General features: G+C 46.6%; 12 protein-coding genes. 1 reads left to right on the top strand and 11 read right to left on the bottom strand.

From position 1 onward, the window contains the following. Positions 1-13 precede the first annotated feature (13 nt). From ERX55_RS09595 to ERX55_RS09630, 8 genes are all read right to left on the bottom strand, one after another. Positions 14-913, bottom strand: a complete 900-nt coding sequence (locus ERX55_RS09595) for a fumarylacetoacetate hydrolase family protein (protein ID WP_133452359.1) — start codon at positions 911-913, stop codon at positions 14-16. Between the two features lie 14 nt (positions 914-927). Then, positions 928-1860 (bottom strand): hypothetical protein, encoded by a 933-nt coding sequence (locus tag ERX55_RS09600; RefSeq protein WP_133452360.1) that lies wholly within the window; start codon positions 1858-1860, stop codon positions 928-930. Then, the gene (gene addA, locus ERX55_RS09605) at positions 1857-5300 is read right to left on the bottom strand and encodes a helicase-exonuclease AddAB subunit AddA (RefSeq protein WP_133452361.1); all 3444 of its coding nucleotides are present in this window, start codon (positions 5298-5300) and stop codon (positions 1857-1859) included. The genes ERX55_RS09600 and addA overlap by 4 nt, the downstream gene beginning before the upstream one ends. Continuing rightward, on the bottom strand, positions 5281-8655 hold the full coding sequence (gene addB, locus ERX55_RS09610; RefSeq protein ID WP_133452362.1) for a helicase-exonuclease AddAB subunit AddB: 3375 nt from the start codon (positions 8653-8655) through the stop codon (positions 5281-5283). The genes addA and addB overlap by 20 nt, the downstream gene beginning before the upstream one ends. A gap of 55 nt (positions 8656-8710) precedes the next feature. Further along, the gene (lepB, locus tag ERX55_RS09615) at positions 8711-9271 is read right to left on the bottom strand and encodes a signal peptidase I (protein ID WP_165983772.1); all 561 of its coding nucleotides are present in this window, start codon (positions 9269-9271) and stop codon (positions 8711-8713) included. 10 nt (positions 9272-9281) lie between these two features. Continuing rightward, positions 9282-9764 carry a signal peptidase I gene (gene lepB / locus ERX55_RS09620; RefSeq protein ID WP_133452364.1) on the bottom strand — a complete coding sequence of 161 codons (483 nt, stop codon included), beginning with the start codon at positions 9762-9764 and terminating at the stop codon, positions 9282-9284. Further along, the gene (locus ERX55_RS09625; protein WP_133452365.1) at positions 9761-10354 is read right to left on the bottom strand and encodes a TVP38/TMEM64 family protein; all 594 of its coding nucleotides are present in this window, start codon (positions 10352-10354) and stop codon (positions 9761-9763) included. The genes lepB (ERX55_RS09620) and ERX55_RS09625 overlap by 4 nt, the downstream gene beginning before the upstream one ends. 91 nt (positions 10355-10445) lie before the next feature. Beyond that, positions 10446-11792 (bottom strand): glucose-6-phosphate isomerase, encoded by a 1347-nt coding sequence (locus ERX55_RS09630; protein WP_133452366.1) that lies wholly within the window; start codon positions 11790-11792, stop codon positions 10446-10448. A 284-nt stretch (positions 11793-12076) separates the two neighbouring features. Between ERX55_RS09630 and argH the strand changes: the two genes are divergently transcribed. Beyond that, positions 12077-14035 carry an argininosuccinate lyase gene (argH, locus tag ERX55_RS11635; protein ID WP_341777470.1) on the top strand — a complete coding sequence of 653 codons (1959 nt, stop codon included), beginning with the start codon at positions 12077-12079 and terminating at the stop codon, positions 14033-14035. 15 nt (positions 14036-14050) lie between these two features. Here argH and ERX55_RS09640 read toward each other — a convergent pair whose 3' ends face one another. From ERX55_RS09640 to ERX55_RS09650, 3 genes are all read right to left on the bottom strand, one after another. Continuing rightward, on the bottom strand, positions 14051-15211 hold the full coding sequence (locus ERX55_RS09640; RefSeq protein WP_133452368.1) for an iron-containing alcohol dehydrogenase: 1161 nt from the start codon (positions 15209-15211) through the stop codon (positions 14051-14053). A 102-nt stretch (positions 15212-15313) separates the two neighbouring features. After that, entirely contained in the window at positions 15314-16558 is a 1245-nt protein-coding gene (locus ERX55_RS09645) for a Glu/Leu/Phe/Val family dehydrogenase (protein ID WP_133452369.1), read from the bottom strand. A gap of 102 nt (positions 16559-16660) precedes the next feature. After that, a complete protein-coding gene (locus tag ERX55_RS09650) occupies positions 16661-17854 on the bottom strand; it encodes an ornithine--oxo-acid transaminase (protein WP_133452370.1) in 1194 nt (397 codons plus the stop codon). Positions 17855-17883 lie beyond the last annotated feature (29 nt).

Raw genomic sequence — 17883 nt, forward strand, 5'->3', positions numbered from 1 at the left:
TCTGTTCTCTTCCTTATTCAGCAATCGTATTGACCAATGTACCGATGCCATCGATGGAGACTTTGACTTCATCCCCTGCCTTCAGGAAGACCGGTGGATTCATGCCAGCCCCCACTCCAGCTGGTGTACCTGTCGCAATCACATCACCTGGATGGAGTGCCACATATTTGGACACTTCAGCAATCAGATCATCGATTTTCAGGATCATATCTGATGTTGAGCCGTCCTGACGGATCTCGTTGTTGACTTTCGTCACGATGTTAACATTCTCAGGATTCGGCAGCTCATCTTTCGTCGCGATGTAAGGGCCCATCGGACAGCCGCCGATCAGGCTTTTACTCAGGAAAGCCTGCAGATGCTCTTTCTGGAGGTCACGTGCTGTGATGTCATTGATGATGGTGTAACCATAGACATAATCAAGCGCAAGACCTTTTGGAATCTGGTGACCATATTTACCGATGACGATACCGAGCTCTCCTTCATAGTCCAGCTGGCTTGTCACATCTGAGTGCAGCGGAATTGCGTTGCCATCGCCTATTAAGCTTGATGGTGCTTTAGTGAAAACGTAGAGACGATCGACTGCATTGTTCAGTTCTTCTGCATGCTCTTTATAGTTACGACCGACCGCAATCACATTGTTCGTCGGTGTCACCGGTGGCAGGAATTTGATGTCAGCAAATGGCGCTTTATAACTCTCTTTATCCCCTTGCTGTTCTGCTTTAGAGACTACTTGGCGTACAGCCTCCTGAAAATCAATCTCTGCATTTTTCTGCAGCCCTTCAAGCAACGTTTTCGGATAGTCAGCATTCCCGAACGCTTCAAAGACTTTAGGTAAGATCCATGCTGCTTCCTCGCGTTTTACTTTAACACCATATGTTTCTTTGCCTTGGTACTCAAATGAAAGAAATTTCATTAAGGTCACTCCTTCTATGTTTGTTCTTTATTATACAGAATATTTGGATTATTAGCATGCATTTTCCGCTGCAATACAAAATAGATGACGGCAGTGATGATAAAAATAACAGTCCCCCGTATCAGCACGATATCGACAGCGAGATTTTTATAGTCTCCGATGCCGAGTGCTGTAAAGACGAAGAGCGTGATAAGCGAGCTGCTGATAAGAGCGGGCACCAGTGCCAGTCCAGCCGCTCCGCGCAGCAGCAGATAAAGTGCAACCCCTTGCAGCAGGCCGCCTATCAGCGTCAATATAGTGAAGGCAAGCACAGATTCTGTACTGATGATCAATGTCTTCAGCATGATGCCGGCAGAAAACAAGATTACTGCAGGCATGACTCGATACTTCAAGCCACTGAGATCAATCAAGAGTAACGGGGTGATGACGAATAAAGCCATGACAACGATGAATATATAATCTGTCTGTAAACTATGTGTCACGTAACCCAGATAATCATGAGAGCGGTAGAGTGTGACGAGTTCCTGGAACTTTGCTGCATCCATAAATGTCTCACTTGAGAAATATAAAATCAGCAAAGGGATCGCCACAGCAAATAAACCGAGTGCGAGAAGTACATAACCCATGCTTTTTCTTAGAAACTTTGCACAGAAGAGGCCGAGGCCAAGTGCCAGCACGTAGCCTGTTGAACTGAACAGCCACTTATCCAGCAGACCGCAGCCGATTATGATCATAATGGCGCGCAGCGACAGTGACAGCTCCCTCAGGGCAAGGGGGATCACCGCCTGTCCGACGCCGAATGCCAGAATAACAGTGAGCAGGAATGTCGAACGTTCAGGCTCGGCAAAATATGCAGCAGGCGCTGTTATCATAAATGGATGAGCCATTTTCAGGCTAGTCTCCATTAGTAAAGCAAGTAAACCGATTAATACTAGCATATGTTTCATGATTCAACCTCTAGTTCTTTGTAGTCGAAGAAATAAAGATAGCCTTTGACCGGCTGTTTCAGCATTTCCTCCAACGCTTTCTGATAGTAGTGCATCTGGACGGTATAACGTTGACGCACAGCCAGTGCGGCATCATGCACGGACCCACCTAGTCTCGGAATCAGACGGTCTGTCTTGAAGTCCACAAAATAATACTGATCATCAAGCCTGTAGACACAGTCAATCATCCCTTGAACAAGGGGCTCGACCGGTGCGTCTTCAATCACTCGTCCAGTCAGATAAGACTTGCCGATGACAAAAGGTAATTCAGTATAGCGTTCTCCTCTCGACATCTGCTGATAAAGTTCTGAAGATGAAAAACGGATCAGCGCTTCCTGATCAACCAGTTTGCTGTCCTCTTCTGAGATGATGCGTTTGTCCACGAGTGTGAGCAGCAGCTTCTTAATATCTGCGTGACTTTTGACGGTGCCGTCATAAGGGAAATGCTGCATGACCGTATGCATCAAAGTTCCACGTTCCGCTGCTGTCTTTTTCACTTCAGACATGAATTTCGGCCGCTCATAGCTCGCCCGTTCCAGCTGATACTGATTGACAATCGTCCAGGTTGTCGCATCATCATCGACTTCAGTCTGACGTTTAATATCCGATACAGATTCTTTAGTCGGCAGCTTGTTGAGTTCAAGGTAAGGATACTGATAGTCCGCTCGCTCAACAAGCCAGTCAGGTGAACGGGACGTGATGACTGTATCAACCGCCGCTTCCTCCTGGGCTATATCATCCAGTTCCCGGATGACCTGAATATCCAGTGCATCCGCTGCCACTATCAGTTCAAGTGGTTTCGTCGCATTCAGTCTGACATACTCATCTCCAGCATCCTGCTGCTGCCAGGTTTCAAGTTCTTTTTCTGTCGCTGAACCGACTAGAATCAACTGTTCTTTTGCACGTGTGAACGCCACATACATGAGTCGCATCGATTCAGAAATACTTTCGCGCCTGCCTTCCTTCTTAAAGTACTGACTGAAGAGTGTCGGATAACTATAATGCTCTCGCTGATCATAATAAGTCATGGCAATCCCGAGCTTCTGATTAGGAATCACTGCACCGGACAAGTCCAGCATATTGAACTTTTTACCTAGCTCTGAATAGATGACATATGGGAACTCAAGCCCTTTACTCGAATGAATCGTCATCAGTCTGACGACATCAGCTTCCTCAGATAATATATTCACTTCGCCGAAATCCTTATTCTTGTCTATCATATTGTCTACATATCTGATGAACTGGAAGAGGCCCCGGTAGCTTGAGCGCTCAAAATCTTCAGACTTGGCGAGCAGCCCTAGTAGGTTAGCCCGTCTCTGCTCACCGCCTACCAGCATTGAGAATTTCTCGACGACATACTGCTCCTCATAAATCATTTCGAGCAGCGGTCTGACCCCGATCGTCCGGGCTGCGCTGCGGTAATGATCCAGCGTCGTGATGAAGTGCTTGACTTTGTCAGCAAGTGGTGTGCGGTAAGTCTCCGCATATGCCAGCATATCCTGATAGAAATACTGACCGGATTGTCTCAGATCCACCAGTTCTTCTTCATTGAACTGATAGAGAAGTGAACGCAAGACACCCACCAGATGGTTATCCTGCAGTGGGTTGTCGATGATACGAAGCAGACTGATCATCGTCCGTATTTCATCTGTTTCAAAATAGCCGCTGCGGCTGTTGACATGAAACGGGATGCCGTATTTCTTGAATATCTGCTGAAGTTCTGCACTATTTGAAATCTGGCGCTGCAGTATGACGATATCGCGGTAAGAGGCTGGCCGGTAGACGCCGTTGTCATAGACTTCAGCGTGCGCCACAATGTCCATGATTTTGCGGGCTATCCATTCGCTTTCCAGCGGTTCATCATTCTTGATGATGACATTCAGTTCTGTCGGGTGCGGTGTGTCATCGAATGATGCTCCGAAGTACAGCTGCTGGCGTTCATCATAATCGACTTCGCCTACAGCTTCGTCCATTATTCTGCTGAAGACCGCATTCGTGTCGTCAATCACTTCTCGTCGTGAACGGAAGTTGCGTGATAGATCGATGACCTGGCCGCTCTTGCCGTCGAAACGTTTATATTTATCAAGAAAAAGTCCCGGTTCTGCCTGGCGGAATTTGTAGATGGACTGCTTGACATCCCCCACCATAAAAAGATGGTCATGGTTGATGCTCTGCAGGATCGTCTCCTGCACACGGTTGGTATCCTGATACTCATCGACCAGAATCTCCTTATACTTCTGCTGTAGATTAAGCGCGATCGGTGTCGGCTGTCCGTCTTTCAGCAGGATGTCGAGAGCCAGATGTTCATAATCCGTAAAATCCAGAATCTTACGCTCACGCTTGCTGCGGCTGAACGCCTCAATCAGTTCAATCGTCAGCTGAGCGAGCAATGCCACCTCGTCTGCCATAGCATGCAGGTCATCTATCATCTCTTCAGGAGGTGCGAAGAAATAATCGGTCTTAACTGCATTCAAGATCTCTTTCGCCTGGTTGAACTGTGCTTTAATCCGTTCTTCTTCAGCTGTATCTAGACGCATATCTTCGAACTCTTTCTTGAATCTGAAAGGCGGCGTTGACCAGTTATCGAGCGCAGTCAGCCGGTGATAAAGCGCTGTATAGTCACCGCTGACCTGCTCCAGTTCAGCAATATAGGCTTCAGCTTTTAAAAATTGCTTTTCGTAGACCGGGCTATCCAGTTCAGCTGCCGCCTCCCTGAAGAGCATGAGTGCCCGTTCAACTTCACTGATAACGGCTGACTCCATAGATTGAATAACAGGGTGACGGAGTGATACTTCTCTGTAGAGTGCCGGAAGATCCGTCAGCCATTCCTCCGGTGCTGGATTTGCCACGGCAAAATAATAGAGCTTCAGCACTGCATCCCGGAGAGACTGGTCACTTCTGTCGCTCGACAGATGGAGATTCGTCTTCAGAAAAGCATCAGACGGGTTTTCGTAGTGTTTCTCCATGATTTCATCGAGTGACTGCATCAGAAGCAGCGTGCCTTCCTCATCGCTCGCAGTACGGAATACAGGATCTAAGTCAATGGTGTAGTAATACTGTTCAATAAGGTTCAGGCAGAATCGATGTAAGGTTGAAATCTCAGCTGCATGAATTTTAACCAGCTGTTCCTTCAGATGATCAGTCGGCTGATTGATGACTTCCCGCTTGATCGCCTGCTGGATTCTCTCCTTCATTTCTTTGGCACTGGCATTGGTGAAGGTCACAATCAGTAGCTCATCCAGACTCATCTCTTCATAGATAATCTTGTGGATGATCCTTTCAACCAGGACCGCCGTTTTACCGCTTCCTGCGGCTGCAGCAACCAGGATATCTGTACCGTTTGCTGTGATAGCCTGCCACTGCGCATCTGTCCACTGGGCATCAATCGGTTTCGTTCTCATCTGTCTCTCCTTTCAGAAGTGCTTTGACATCTATCTTCTCATCGACATGTCTGACATCATCGCCGTTGAGCAGCGGGTCGATATGACACGTTGACTTGAAGTTACAGAACTGACAAGGCAGCTGTTTGTTGAATTCAAGCGGTGCTACCTTTGTCTCACCATCCATAATAGCTGTCGCCGTCTGGATGTAATTCTTTCTGTTGATCTCTATGAGTGCCAGTATTTCGTCTTTCGTCAGCCGTTTTGACCGGCTGTCGAACAGGCCTTTTTTCGTCATCGTCACCGGAATCACACTCGACTTGACACCTGCTGTCAGTTCAGTGTCAAGCTTGGTCGCTATATCCAGATCGTCCACGACAAAACCTTCCAGTTTATAGGCTTCCACATAACGCCGGGCATGCTCAGCTGCCTCCTTCTTCAGCCCGTACTTCAGATAAGGCTGCTGAACATGGAAATAAAGCATAGCCGCCGGGTCCAGCGCATGCTGTGTCAGCTGGTCCGCATTCTGCAGGACAACGTCCATATAAGTCAGCATCTGCATCTGCTTGCCGTAATAGACTTCATTCAAATGCAGTGCATGACCAGATGACTTATAATCGATGATACTGACATAGTCGCGGTCTGTTCCCTGCAGAAGGTCAATGCGGTCTATCTGGCCTCTGATGGAGATCGGTACGCCCTGCTCTGTATATATCTTTGCAGCGCGGAACTGCCCTTTACGTTGCGGATCGCCGGAGAAACTCTGCTCAAACCGAGCCATCCGGAAATGCGAGCGGGACTGCTGCAGCTGAATAACAGAAAGAGTTTCCGTCAGAATCTTGGTGATCTGACGCACCATATACTGATAATAAGCTTTAGAATAGAGCACTTGGTACTGAACATCCGGAATTAAACTCTGCAATGTGACTTCAACATACTGCTGCAATTCCTTCTTATCCATCATGACAATCCGGTCTTTAATTTCCTCGGAAATGATCTTGAGCGCATGGTGGAAGATATTGCCGAGTTCGAAGTGCTGGAATTCAAAGGGCTGTCTGATATTGAGAGCAAGGCCATGCGCTGCAAAATGCTGGAACGGACAGTTATTATACGTCTCAAATCGGGACACACTGGCCTTGATCTCATTGCCATATATTTTCCGCGTCCGTAAGTCATCCAGTTGAACAGTCTGATTACGATAATCACTGATGCGCATAATACGCTGGAAGACAGCGAACTGATTCATCCATTCCTTCACGTAGTGCCATTCAGGATTGGCCTGCTGCTCAATCACGTGGCTGACGCCCGCAGCGATGGTCTCAATTAAATCTTCGGGCTTATGCTGTGCGTTCAGATAGTTGACTTCAAGCGCCGGAAAAATAGCTTGCAGCTGGCTGAGATAGCTGGAGGGCTGTCTCGCATTTCCGCTCTCATCCATCAGACTGTAGGTGATATGCAGTGTCTCTGACGCATTCGTCAGCACCTGATAGGCCACAAAGCTTTCATCTATTGTGAGGGCTAGACTTGAGGGTGCCAGTCTGATATCGGCCGCTGCTTCGACCACTGCCTTATCCTGGTCTGTGATCAGCACGTTATCTTTAGATGCTCTCGGCAGCACATCCTCATTAAATCCGACAGCGAAGACGCATGGCGTATTTTCTATACGCGCGAGATCCATATTCAAAAGCTGCACCTCGTCCAGTGCCTGAGGAATACTCGAGAACTCCAGTGTCGTCAGACCGACATCCATCATGTCCTTCATCGTCTGAAAATCCGTTTCTTTATCTGCAAGCATTTCCACCAGCTCATCCAGCAGACCGATAATACCTGTATAGACCTGCTCATACTGCAGTGCCTCACCGTTCAGCCCTTGCTTGGTCAGCCGGTCTTTCTCAGCCATAAGATAGTCCGGCAGCTTGATCTCTTCCAGAAACTGATAGAGTCGTAACGCGAAATCATGTGCGTTCGTGACATCCTGCAGAGTCAGAATCTGTGTCATCAAAGGGATGATATAAGTTCTGAACTGGTTCATCTGCTGCCATTCTTCTTCGCCGTAGGGTTTGCGCTTATCATAGAAGAAGCGTTCATCTTCCAGCCAGCGGTTGAAAGCAAGACCGCGTTCGATCACGGTATTTTCAAGCATATCAATCAGCAGCTGGTCATCCGCGATATCAAACCGGCGTGACAACAGCCCTGTCTTCAGTACACGGAATAAATGTTCCGTCTGCCACGGCTGACTGATGAAATCAAGTAATGACCGTACCAGTTCTACTGCGGGGTGGTGGATCATCTGTTCCTTCCGGTCGGTATAATAGGGAATGTGATATTTTGAGAAATATTCCTTGAAGAGATTGATGTAGCTGTCGTCCCGATAAAGAATCGCTGTATCTGCATAGCGGTAACGGCCTGTTCGAGCTTGTCTATGGATCATTCTGACGACATACTCCACTTCTTTACGCATGCTCGGCGCTTCACTGACTGTCACACCCTCAGCCTCGCCTGGCGCAGGCAAGAGCGCATCGAACTGCTGCTCAAGTAATGCAAGCGACGGATTTTTAAATCTGGCTGTGTCTGACAGCTGTTCAACATGGACGTCTATAGCTGCACGATGAAATGCCTCCGTCAGCAGTTGATAAGTTTCAAAAGTCTTTCTGAAGGTTTCATTCATTGCCGTTAAATCAACGGTCAGTGTGAGCGTCATTGATTTTGCATACTTAGCCAGCTGCTGAATGACCTGATATTCAAGCGCTGTAAAGTTGTGAAATCCGTCGATATAAATATCCGCTTTCCGAATTGTTGCAGACTGCGGAATTCTATCATAGAGAAAGTTCAGAATATCTTCTGCCTGGGTATAATGGCCTGCCAGCTCAGTCTCAAGTAGGCTGTATATCAATGAAATATCCTGTAATTTATGCTGTGTTCTGACCGGGAACGTCTCGTCTCCGCTCAGATCTTCAAGCATCTCCGCGCTAACACCATATTTCTTAAAGTCTTTGATGGCTTCTGTCACCTTCTGGCTGAAACCATAATAGCGTGCAGACGACCGGTATAACGCCAACTGCTCCTGCTGCTCTTTTAAGATCATATGAACCAGCATCTCCACACCGGAACTTGATATCATCTCTTCAGTCAGACCGCCCTCTTCACTTAGAATACGCCAGGATAAGCGGTCAAAACCATAGACGGAAGCACGCAGGCTGCCTTTTATTTCCGGGTCCCGCGCTAACTGCTGCTCAAAAGTATACGTGCTCTGCTTCGGTGTGATAATGATGATCGGATCACCCAACGGTACTTCTCGAATAGCGTCTTTAACAGATTCCATAATACGATGTGTTTTACCGCTGCCTCGCCGACCAAGTATTAATTGAACTGTCATAATATCCCCCTTATTAAAAAACACTTTTTATACGGGTATAAAAAGTGTCTGCTTCTTATTGAGCTGGATCAAAATTATAATGAAAGACGTTGAATGGCCAGAAACGAAGGGCGACTTCACCCACGACCTGCTTCTCATCTATCAGTCCGAAATATCTGCTATCCTTACTGACTTCCCGGTTATCGCCTAGCACCAGCAATTTACCTTCAGGTATCGTATCTACTGACGGAGACGTAATATCCTTGACCGAGAAGTTCTCAGTCAATTGAACGTTTGTTTTAGATAGCTTATTTTCATCTAGGTAAGGCTCATCCACTTTTTTGCCGTTCACATAAAGGTTATCATCTTTATACATGACTTTATCGCCGCCGGTACCGATGACTCGCTTGACGTAATCATCTGTCTTGTCTGCATGGAAGACGACGACATCTCCTTTATGAATATCTCCGACTGTATAACCGATTTTATTGACGATGACTTTCTCACCGTTTTTCAGTGTGGGATGCATCGAATCACCGTTAATCGTATAAACTAAGAATAAAAACTGATGGATGACAAAGTAAAGTGCGACTGCAACGATAATCGCAAACAGCCACTCAAAAAGCTCTTTTTTCAAACAAGACACCTCATTCATTAAATTTCAGGTCTAAGTGACCTATTACTTTACCCATAATCTCATGTTCGTTCACACAGCCAAATGTTCTTGAATCGACACTCTCTTTCAGATTATCTCCTAATACAATATAACATTTTTCAGGGACCACTTGCCCGTTATGTCCATTGATATTCAGCAGCTCCTGATAATCCGCCTGCTGTTCTGAATACCTTTCTCCGTTGACATAGAGATATTGATGATGCACTGACACATAATCATGCGGTGTTGCGACCACTCTTTTGACGAACGTCTGATCATTGACCTTGAAGAAAATAATATCATGCGTCTCAACAGGATGTATGATATCACCTATCACATTAATAAAGGCGAGCTCTCCGTCCCGTAATGCAGGCTCCATCGACCGGCCGTCCACTACATACGTGGTCAGCAGAAAAGTACGAAAGATAACGAGGAAGACGAGACAACTTATCGTGTACCAGAGCCATTTCTTCATCGTCTGCCACCGTGCGCGTGATAATATTCTTCTACTTTCTTACCGATGAACCACAGTGCAGCAAGTACAGCCATGACAACTACAGACTTCAGCGGCTGCGTGATAAACGACCTTAAATCGGCACCGATATAACTCAGAAGCAGTAACATCACTGCTTTACCTGTCATTGTAGCGAGGAGATAATGACGCTGTCTGATATTAGAGAGCGCGCCGACTATGTTGATCAGAAAGGACGGTGTAAACGGGAAACACAGCAGGACAAAAAGCGGGATGACCCCCTGCTCATTGATGCGCCACATCATTTTCTCGACATAGGGATGACGGTTGAGTTTTTTGACGAAACGATTCTGCCCATAGCGCCTGACGATAAGAAATACCGCATAGGCACCTGTTACTGCCCCTGACCAGGTCAAGAGAAAGCCGAGCGGCAGACCGAATGCATTGACATTTACCACTGCAAAAACGACAATCGGCAGCACAGGCAGAAAGGCTTCAGCAAAAGGAAGGAAAAAGCCGAGAAGCAGTCCCCATATCGGATGCTGTTCAACCCAGAACTGCAGGGTCTCAGGAGAAAATAAATCATGAAACATGAGCTGACCCTCTTTTACGTATTTATTACTAGTTTATACTATCCGCCCAAAAATAAAAAGAAAACCGCTATACGCGGTTTTCTTATGAATATTATTGATTCAGACGTTCTTCCAGTTCCTTTTTCTTATCTTCAAATCCCGGTTTGCCGAGAAGTGCGAACATGTTCTGTTTATAGGCTTCAACACCCGGCTGATTAAATGGATTCACACCGAGCAGGTAACCGCTCATGGCACAGCTGAGTTCGAAGAAGTAGACCAGATAGCCGAATGTGAAGGCATCAAGTTTCGGCACTTCCACGACTAAGTTCGGTACACCGCCGTCTGTATGGGCGAGAAGAGTCCCTTGGAACGCTTTCGTGTTAACGAAGTCCAGTGTCTCTCCCGCCAGGAAGTTCAGTCCATCCAGATCATTGTCATCTTTTTCGATGGTAATGTCGGCACGTGGCGATGCTACTTTGACGACCGTCTCAAAAATATCGCGTCGCCCTTCCTGGACGTATTGCCCGAGTGAATGAAGGTCAGTAGAGAAATTGGCGCTTGATGGATAGATTCCTTTGAAGTCCTTCCCTTCTGATTCGCCGAATAACTGTTTCCACCATTCATTGAAATACACCAGGCTCGGTTCATAGTTGATCAGCATTTCAATTGTGTAGCCTTTGTTATACAGGATATTGCGAATCGCTGCATATTGATAACTGATATTATCTTCAAGTTCTGAACTTGACAGATCCTTACGCGCAGAAGCTGCACCTTGCATCATCTCATCAATGGAAATACCTGCAGCTGCAATCGGCAGTAAGCCTACAGCCGTCAGAACAGAGTAACGGCCGCCGACATCATCCGGCACTACAAACGTTGCATAGCCTTCTGTATCTGCCAGTGATTTAAGTGCCCCTTTCGCTTTATCAGTTGTCGCATAAATACGAGATTTAGCTTCTTCTTTACCGTATTTTTCTTCTAAAATCTTCTTAAAGATGCGGAATGCCACAGCTGGCTCTGTAGTCGTACCTGATTTAGAGATGACATTGATTGAGAAGTCCTTGCCATCAATATACTGAATCAGGTCGCTCACATATGTGGAAGACAGATGATGACCGACAAAGATAATCTGTGGACGACCTTCTTTCGGCGCAAAATTATCGAATGTGCCTGATAACATCTCGATAGCTGCACGGGCACCTAAATATGAACCCCCAATACCGATGACGAGCAAGATTTCACTATCTGACTTGATTTTCTCCGCTGATTCCTTGATGCGTGCAAACTCATCTTGATCATACGCCTCCGGCAGATTCACCCACCCAAGGTAGTCGCTGCCGGCACCAGAACCCTCATGAATGGTGTGATGCGTATTTTTGACAAGATCTCTCATCTGATCCAGTTCATGCTGGCCAAGAAAGGTTAGAGCTGTTTCATAATCAAATTTGATATGTGTCATCTGAATAGCCTCCTGTAATTAATTTCCCCTTCATTTTACTTGAAACTCTCCTACTTCTCAACGAATGTAGAAAAGGAATATGTCGATTTATCAACAGATAGAGTAGTTTAAGTGGCGCGGGTGACGCCACTCAGATTGAATCCGCGCTTTGAGTGGCGCGGGTGACGCCACTCAGATTGAATCTGCGCTTTGAGTGGCGCGGGTGACGCCACTCAGATTGAATCCGCGCTTTGAGTGGCGCGATGCAACCAGTCTCCAGCTCTTATTAAAAACACCAGCTGGCCATTCAGTGGCTGGTCGAACAAGGTTACGAGGTCATCGCCTGCTGTCTCAATGTCGGCGAAAATAAAGATCTTACACTTATCAAAGAGAAAGCCCTAAAAGTCGGCGCTTCAGAATCCATCATGCTGGATAAAGTAGACACATTTGCTGATGAATATTTAAGCTACGCCATTAAAGGTAATAGCCTTTATGAACAGACTTATCCGCTGGTTTCCGCTTTAAGCCGTCCTCTCATTGCCAAGGAACTTGTTAAAATGGCACAGGAGAAAGGCGCCGAGTACATCGCGCATGGTTGTACAGGTAAAGGTAATGACCAGGTCCGTTTTGAGGTTGCCATTCACAGCATCGATCCATCACTCAAAACACTGGCACCTGTACGGGATTGGGGCTTCAGCAGGGAAGCAGAAATTGATTATGCGCTCAAGCATGACATCCCTATTCCAATCGATCTTGATTCACCTTACTCCATTGACCAGAATCTCTGGGGCAGAAGCAATGAGTGCGGTATTCTGGAAGATCCTTATGCAGAGCCGCCGGAAGATGCATATGAACTGACACAATCCATAGCAGATTCTCCCGACGAACCGTCAGTCATTGAACTGACATTTACAGCAGGCGTTCCCACGGCCATCAATGGTGAACAAATGGCGCTTCATGAACTCATTGCCAGTCTGAATAGCTTAGGAGGCATTCATGGTGTCGGGCGTATTACTCACGTGGAAATGCTTGCACAGTGCGGCATCCTGACGCACTCTGAGAAAGACCTTATCCATCAGGGTCTCAGAAGCATTGAGGCAGACTATGAAAATGGTGATGTAGTCTTTACAGCAGCGGCAGAAGATATTCATTTAAACATTGAAAAACTGCTCATTGAGAAAATCGGTCCGACTGGCGGTAAAATGCATACCGGCAGATCGCGCAATGACCAGGTCGCTACAGATATGCATCTTTATATGGTTAAAGAGGTCAATGCCATCGTCCATCTTATCGAACAGTTACAGACGACAATAGCAGAGAGAGCTGAAGAGAATATAGATGTCATCATGCCCGGTTATACACACCTTCAGCGCGCACAACCTATTCTTTTCGCTCATCATATCATGTCATACTTCTGGATGTTGCAACGTGATAAAGAACGTCTGACAGACAGTCTGAAACGCATCAGTCTCTCTCCTCTCGGTGCCGGTGCCTTGGCAGGAACGACCTATCCGATTGACCAGCCAATGACACGGACGCTTCTCGGTTTCAGCGGACTCTACATGAACAGCATGGACGCGGTATCTGACCGGGATTATCTGCTGGAAACGATGAACAACCTCAATCTGATCATGATGCACCTCTCCCGCTTCAGTGAAGAGATTATTCTCTGGTGTACACATGAGTTCAATTTCATTGCTTTGAGCGATGCTTTTTCGACCGGCTCATCCATCATGCCCCAGAAGAAAAATCCGGATATGGCTGAGCTTATCAGAGGGAAGGCCGGGACAGTTGCGGGACGTTATATGGGTCTCCTGATGACGATGAAAGGCTTACCGCTTGCTTACAATAAGGATATGCAGGAAGATAAGAAGCCCTCCTTTGAAGCAGTGGCAGATACGAAGAAAAGTCTCAATATCTTTAACGGTATGATCCGCACAATGACCCTCAACAAAGAGGAGATGGCACTGAATGATTTCTCGAATGCCACAGAGTTTGCTGATTACCTGGTGACACTCGGCGTGCCCTTCAGAGAAGCGCATGCATTAACCGGCCAGCTGGTCTATTCATGTATACAGAAGAATCAGTTGCTGATGGATGTGCCGCTGGAAACCTATCGTTCCATCCATCCCTCAATCACCGAAGAAGTCTATACATCTCTCACGCCTGCTGCAGCTGTCAACAGACGCCAGAATCTGAACGGTACTGGTACAGATGCGGTGCTGCAGCAAATAAAAGAAGGGAAGACGCTCATCTCACGATAGCGTCTTCTCTTCTTTTTATTCAGCTAACTTATAGATGGCGATAACGGCTTCTTTATCTAACTGATAGAAATTACCGAATGGCCCATTGAACAATGTCTTGTCTGCAAATGTCTCAAAATCATCTGCCGCAATATCAAAATCACTGAGTCTGCTCGGTGCGCCGATGGACTGCCAGTAATCTTCAAGACCTTTAATACCTGCCTCCACTTTCGCACTTTCAGATAGCTGCTGATCCACATCGAATACGTCCTCCGCAAACTGTGCAAAGCGTGCCGGTTGATGCTGACTGACATATTTCATCCAGGCCGGGAAGAGGATCGCCAGTCCTGCACCGTGCGCGATATCATGTACGGCACTGACTGCATGCTCCAGGTTATGCGTTGCCCAGTCTCCGTTGTATCCCATACGCATAAAGCCGTTTAAAGCGACCGTTGCGCCGAGCATCAATGTCTCGCGTGCCTCGTAGTTATCAGGTTGTGCTAAAGCGACACGTCCTGCTGCCATGATCTCCTTCATGACACCCGCAATCATGGCATCGCCAATCGCGCTGTTGTCTGCTTCATTGAAATACTGCTCAATTAAATGGCTCATTGAATCCACGATACCATTAACCGTCTGATTCGCAGGCAATGTATACAATACTTCCGGATTCAGCAATGAGAACTTAGGGAAGACGAGCGGTGAGCCCCAGCCCAGTTTTTCATTCGTTTCCCAGTTCGTGATGACTGAGCCTGCATTCATCTCAGAACCAGTCGCGGAGATTGTCAGGATAGTTCCGAACGGGACGACTTCTGTCGGTGTGACTTGACGTGTCACGATATCCCACGGGTCATTGTCCAGCTTACTTGCAGCAGAAATCAGTTTGGTACCGTCAATCACACTGCCGCCGCCTACTGCGAGAATAAAGTCGATGTCTTTGTCCTTAACAACCGCTACTGCTTTTTTTACGGTTGAAAGACGGGGGTTCGGTTCAATACCGCCGAATTCATATACTTCATAGTCTGCCAGCAAGTTCATGATACGTGTATGCAGGCCGGATTTCTTGATGCTGCCACCCCCATAAGTGACCAGGATTTTTTTGCCGTCTGTAAACTGGCTGATCATCTGGGGCAGTTTTTCGATACTGTCTTTACCGAATACGAGTTGTGTCGGATTGTAAAATGTAAATGAATTCATGATAGACCTCCTCTGTTAAGTACTTCTATTGTAGACGCCTCGCACCATTCTAAGAAATAAACTGCTCAAAAAAGAGAGGCCCCTTAGCAGGGAGCCTCTCTATTATGCCCAGCCGCGGTAACGTGCAGCTTCAGCTGTACGCTTGATACCGACGATATAAGCAGCAAGTCTCATATCAATATTTCTGGTCTGCGCGAGGGAATAGATGTTATCAAATGCTCGTACTAATTTCTCACGAAGTTTTTCGTTAACTTCTTCTTCAGTCCAGTAGTAACCTTGGTTGTTCTGTACCCATTCGAAATAAGAGACCGTTACCCCGCCGGCACTTGCCAGAACATCAGGAACCAGCAGGATGCCGCGTTCTGTCAGAATCTTCGTCGCTTCCATCGTCGTTGGACCGTTAGCCGCTTCGACAACGATTTCCGCTTTGATATCGTATGCATTGTCCTCTGTAATCTGGTTGGAGATTGCAGCAGGGACTAAGATATCGCAGTCCAGTTCAAACAGTTCTTTGTTAGTGATTGTATCTTCAAATAGATTTGTCACTGTACCGAAGCTGTCACGACGGTCAAGTAAATAATCAATATCTAAGCCGTTCGGATCATGAAGCGCGCCATGTGCATCAGAAATAGCAATGACTTTAGCGCCTGCATCGTAAAGGAACTTCGCTAAGAAGCTACCTGCGTTACCGAAACCTTGAATGACAACACGTGAATCTTTAATTGTTTTGCCACGACGTTTTGCTGCCTCTTCAATCGCGATGACAACACCTAGTGCTGTAGAGCGGTCACGACCCTGAGAGCCACCGAGTACAATCGGTTTCCCTGTAATGAAACCTGGTGAGTTGAACTCATCCATTTTACTGTATTCATCCATCATCCACGCCATGATCTGTGAGTTTGTGAAGACATCCGGTGCCGGAATATCTTTAGTCGGTCCTACAATCTGTGAGATTGCACGCACATAACCACGTGATAAACGCTCAACTTCATGAATACTCATCTGACGAGGGTCACAGACGATACCGCCTTTACCGCCCCCGTAAGGTAAGTCGACAATACCACATTTCAGTGTCATCCACATCGATAATGCCTTTACTTCATCTTCATCTACGTCAGGGTGGAAACGTACGCCCCCTTTAGTGGGACCCACAGCATCATTATGCTGTGCACGGTAACCTGTGAATGTCTTCACTGTCCCGTCATCCATACGAACCGGGATGCGCACAGTGAGCAAACGCATCGGCTCCTTCACTAATTCGTACATACCCTCATCAAAACCTAATTTATCAAGCGCATCCTTTATGATGATCTGTGATGATTTTACTAAGTTTTCGTGCTCTGCCATATCCTCTTCGCCTCTTTTTTCAATACTTTAGTTCTCAATTATTGTAACATATTTAATTCACAATAACAGACTTAACTCAAATTTTTTGAAAACGCTACCAATCTATTTAGCAAATACTTGTTTCACGCGTTCGAGTGCCCAGTCAAGTTCGTCTTTCGTAATGATCAGAGGCGGTGCAAAACGAATCACTGTGTCATGCGTTTCCTTACATAAGAGCCCCAGTTCTTTTAACTGTTCACAGTATGGACGTGCATTCTCAGTTAATTCAACACCGATGAAGAGTCCTTTGCCGCGTACTTCTTTGATGACTGGATTATCAATCTTCTGAAGCTCCGCTTTGAAGTATTCTCCCAGTTCAAGTGAACGTTCAGATAATTTCTCATCAACCAGTACGTCAAGCGCTGCGATGGAAACGGCACAAGCAAGTGGGTTACCACCGAATGTCGAGCCGTGTGAGCCCGCATTGAATACTTCCAGAATCTCTTTATCTGCTAATACACATGAGATCGGGAAGACACCGCCGCCGAGTGCTTTACCTAAAATATACATATCCGGTTTAACATTATCCCAGTCTGTCGCAAAAAGTTTACCTGAACGGCCAAGACCTGCCTGGATTTCGTCAGCAATGAAGAGAACATTGTTCTCATCACAGACTTCACGCACCTGTTTCAGGAAGCCGTCAGCCGGAATGTTGATACCTGCTTCACCTTGGATAGGCTCAAGTAATACGGCAGCTGTGTTCGGTGTGATGGCTGCCTTGATCTGCTCGATATCACCGAAGTCAACCAGTTTAAAACCGCCGAGTAACGGGCCATAGCCACGCTGATACTCCGCTTCACTTGATAAAGAAACTGCTGCCATTGTACGACCATGGAAGTTGCCTTTCATCGCAACGATTTCTGCCTGATCCTTCGCAACGCCCTTGACGTCATACGCCCAGCGTCGAGCCGCTTTAATCGCGGTCTCAACTGCTTCAGCACCTGTATTCATCGGCAGTACCATATCTTTTCCTGCCAGTTTACAGATTTTTTCATACCATGGGCCGAGCTGGTCGCTATGGAATGCACGAGAAGTCAATGTGACGCGATCGGCCTGATCTTTTAATGCCTGGATGATCTTCGGATGACGGTGACCCTGGTTAACTGCTGAATAGGCAGATAACATATCCATATATTGATGGCCTTCCGGATCTTTTACCCAGACGCCTTCCGCCTCAGAAATAACGATTGGCAGTGGATGATAGTTCGGTGCGCCGTAATGATTTGTCTGTTCAATAATTTCAGCTGATTTAGTCATAATTATCCCCTTTTAGTAAAACAGTAGTG

The organism is Macrococcus bovicus (assembly GCF_004359575.1).
Lineage (GTDB): Bacteria > Bacillota > Bacilli > Staphylococcales > Staphylococcaceae > Macrococcus > Macrococcus bovicus.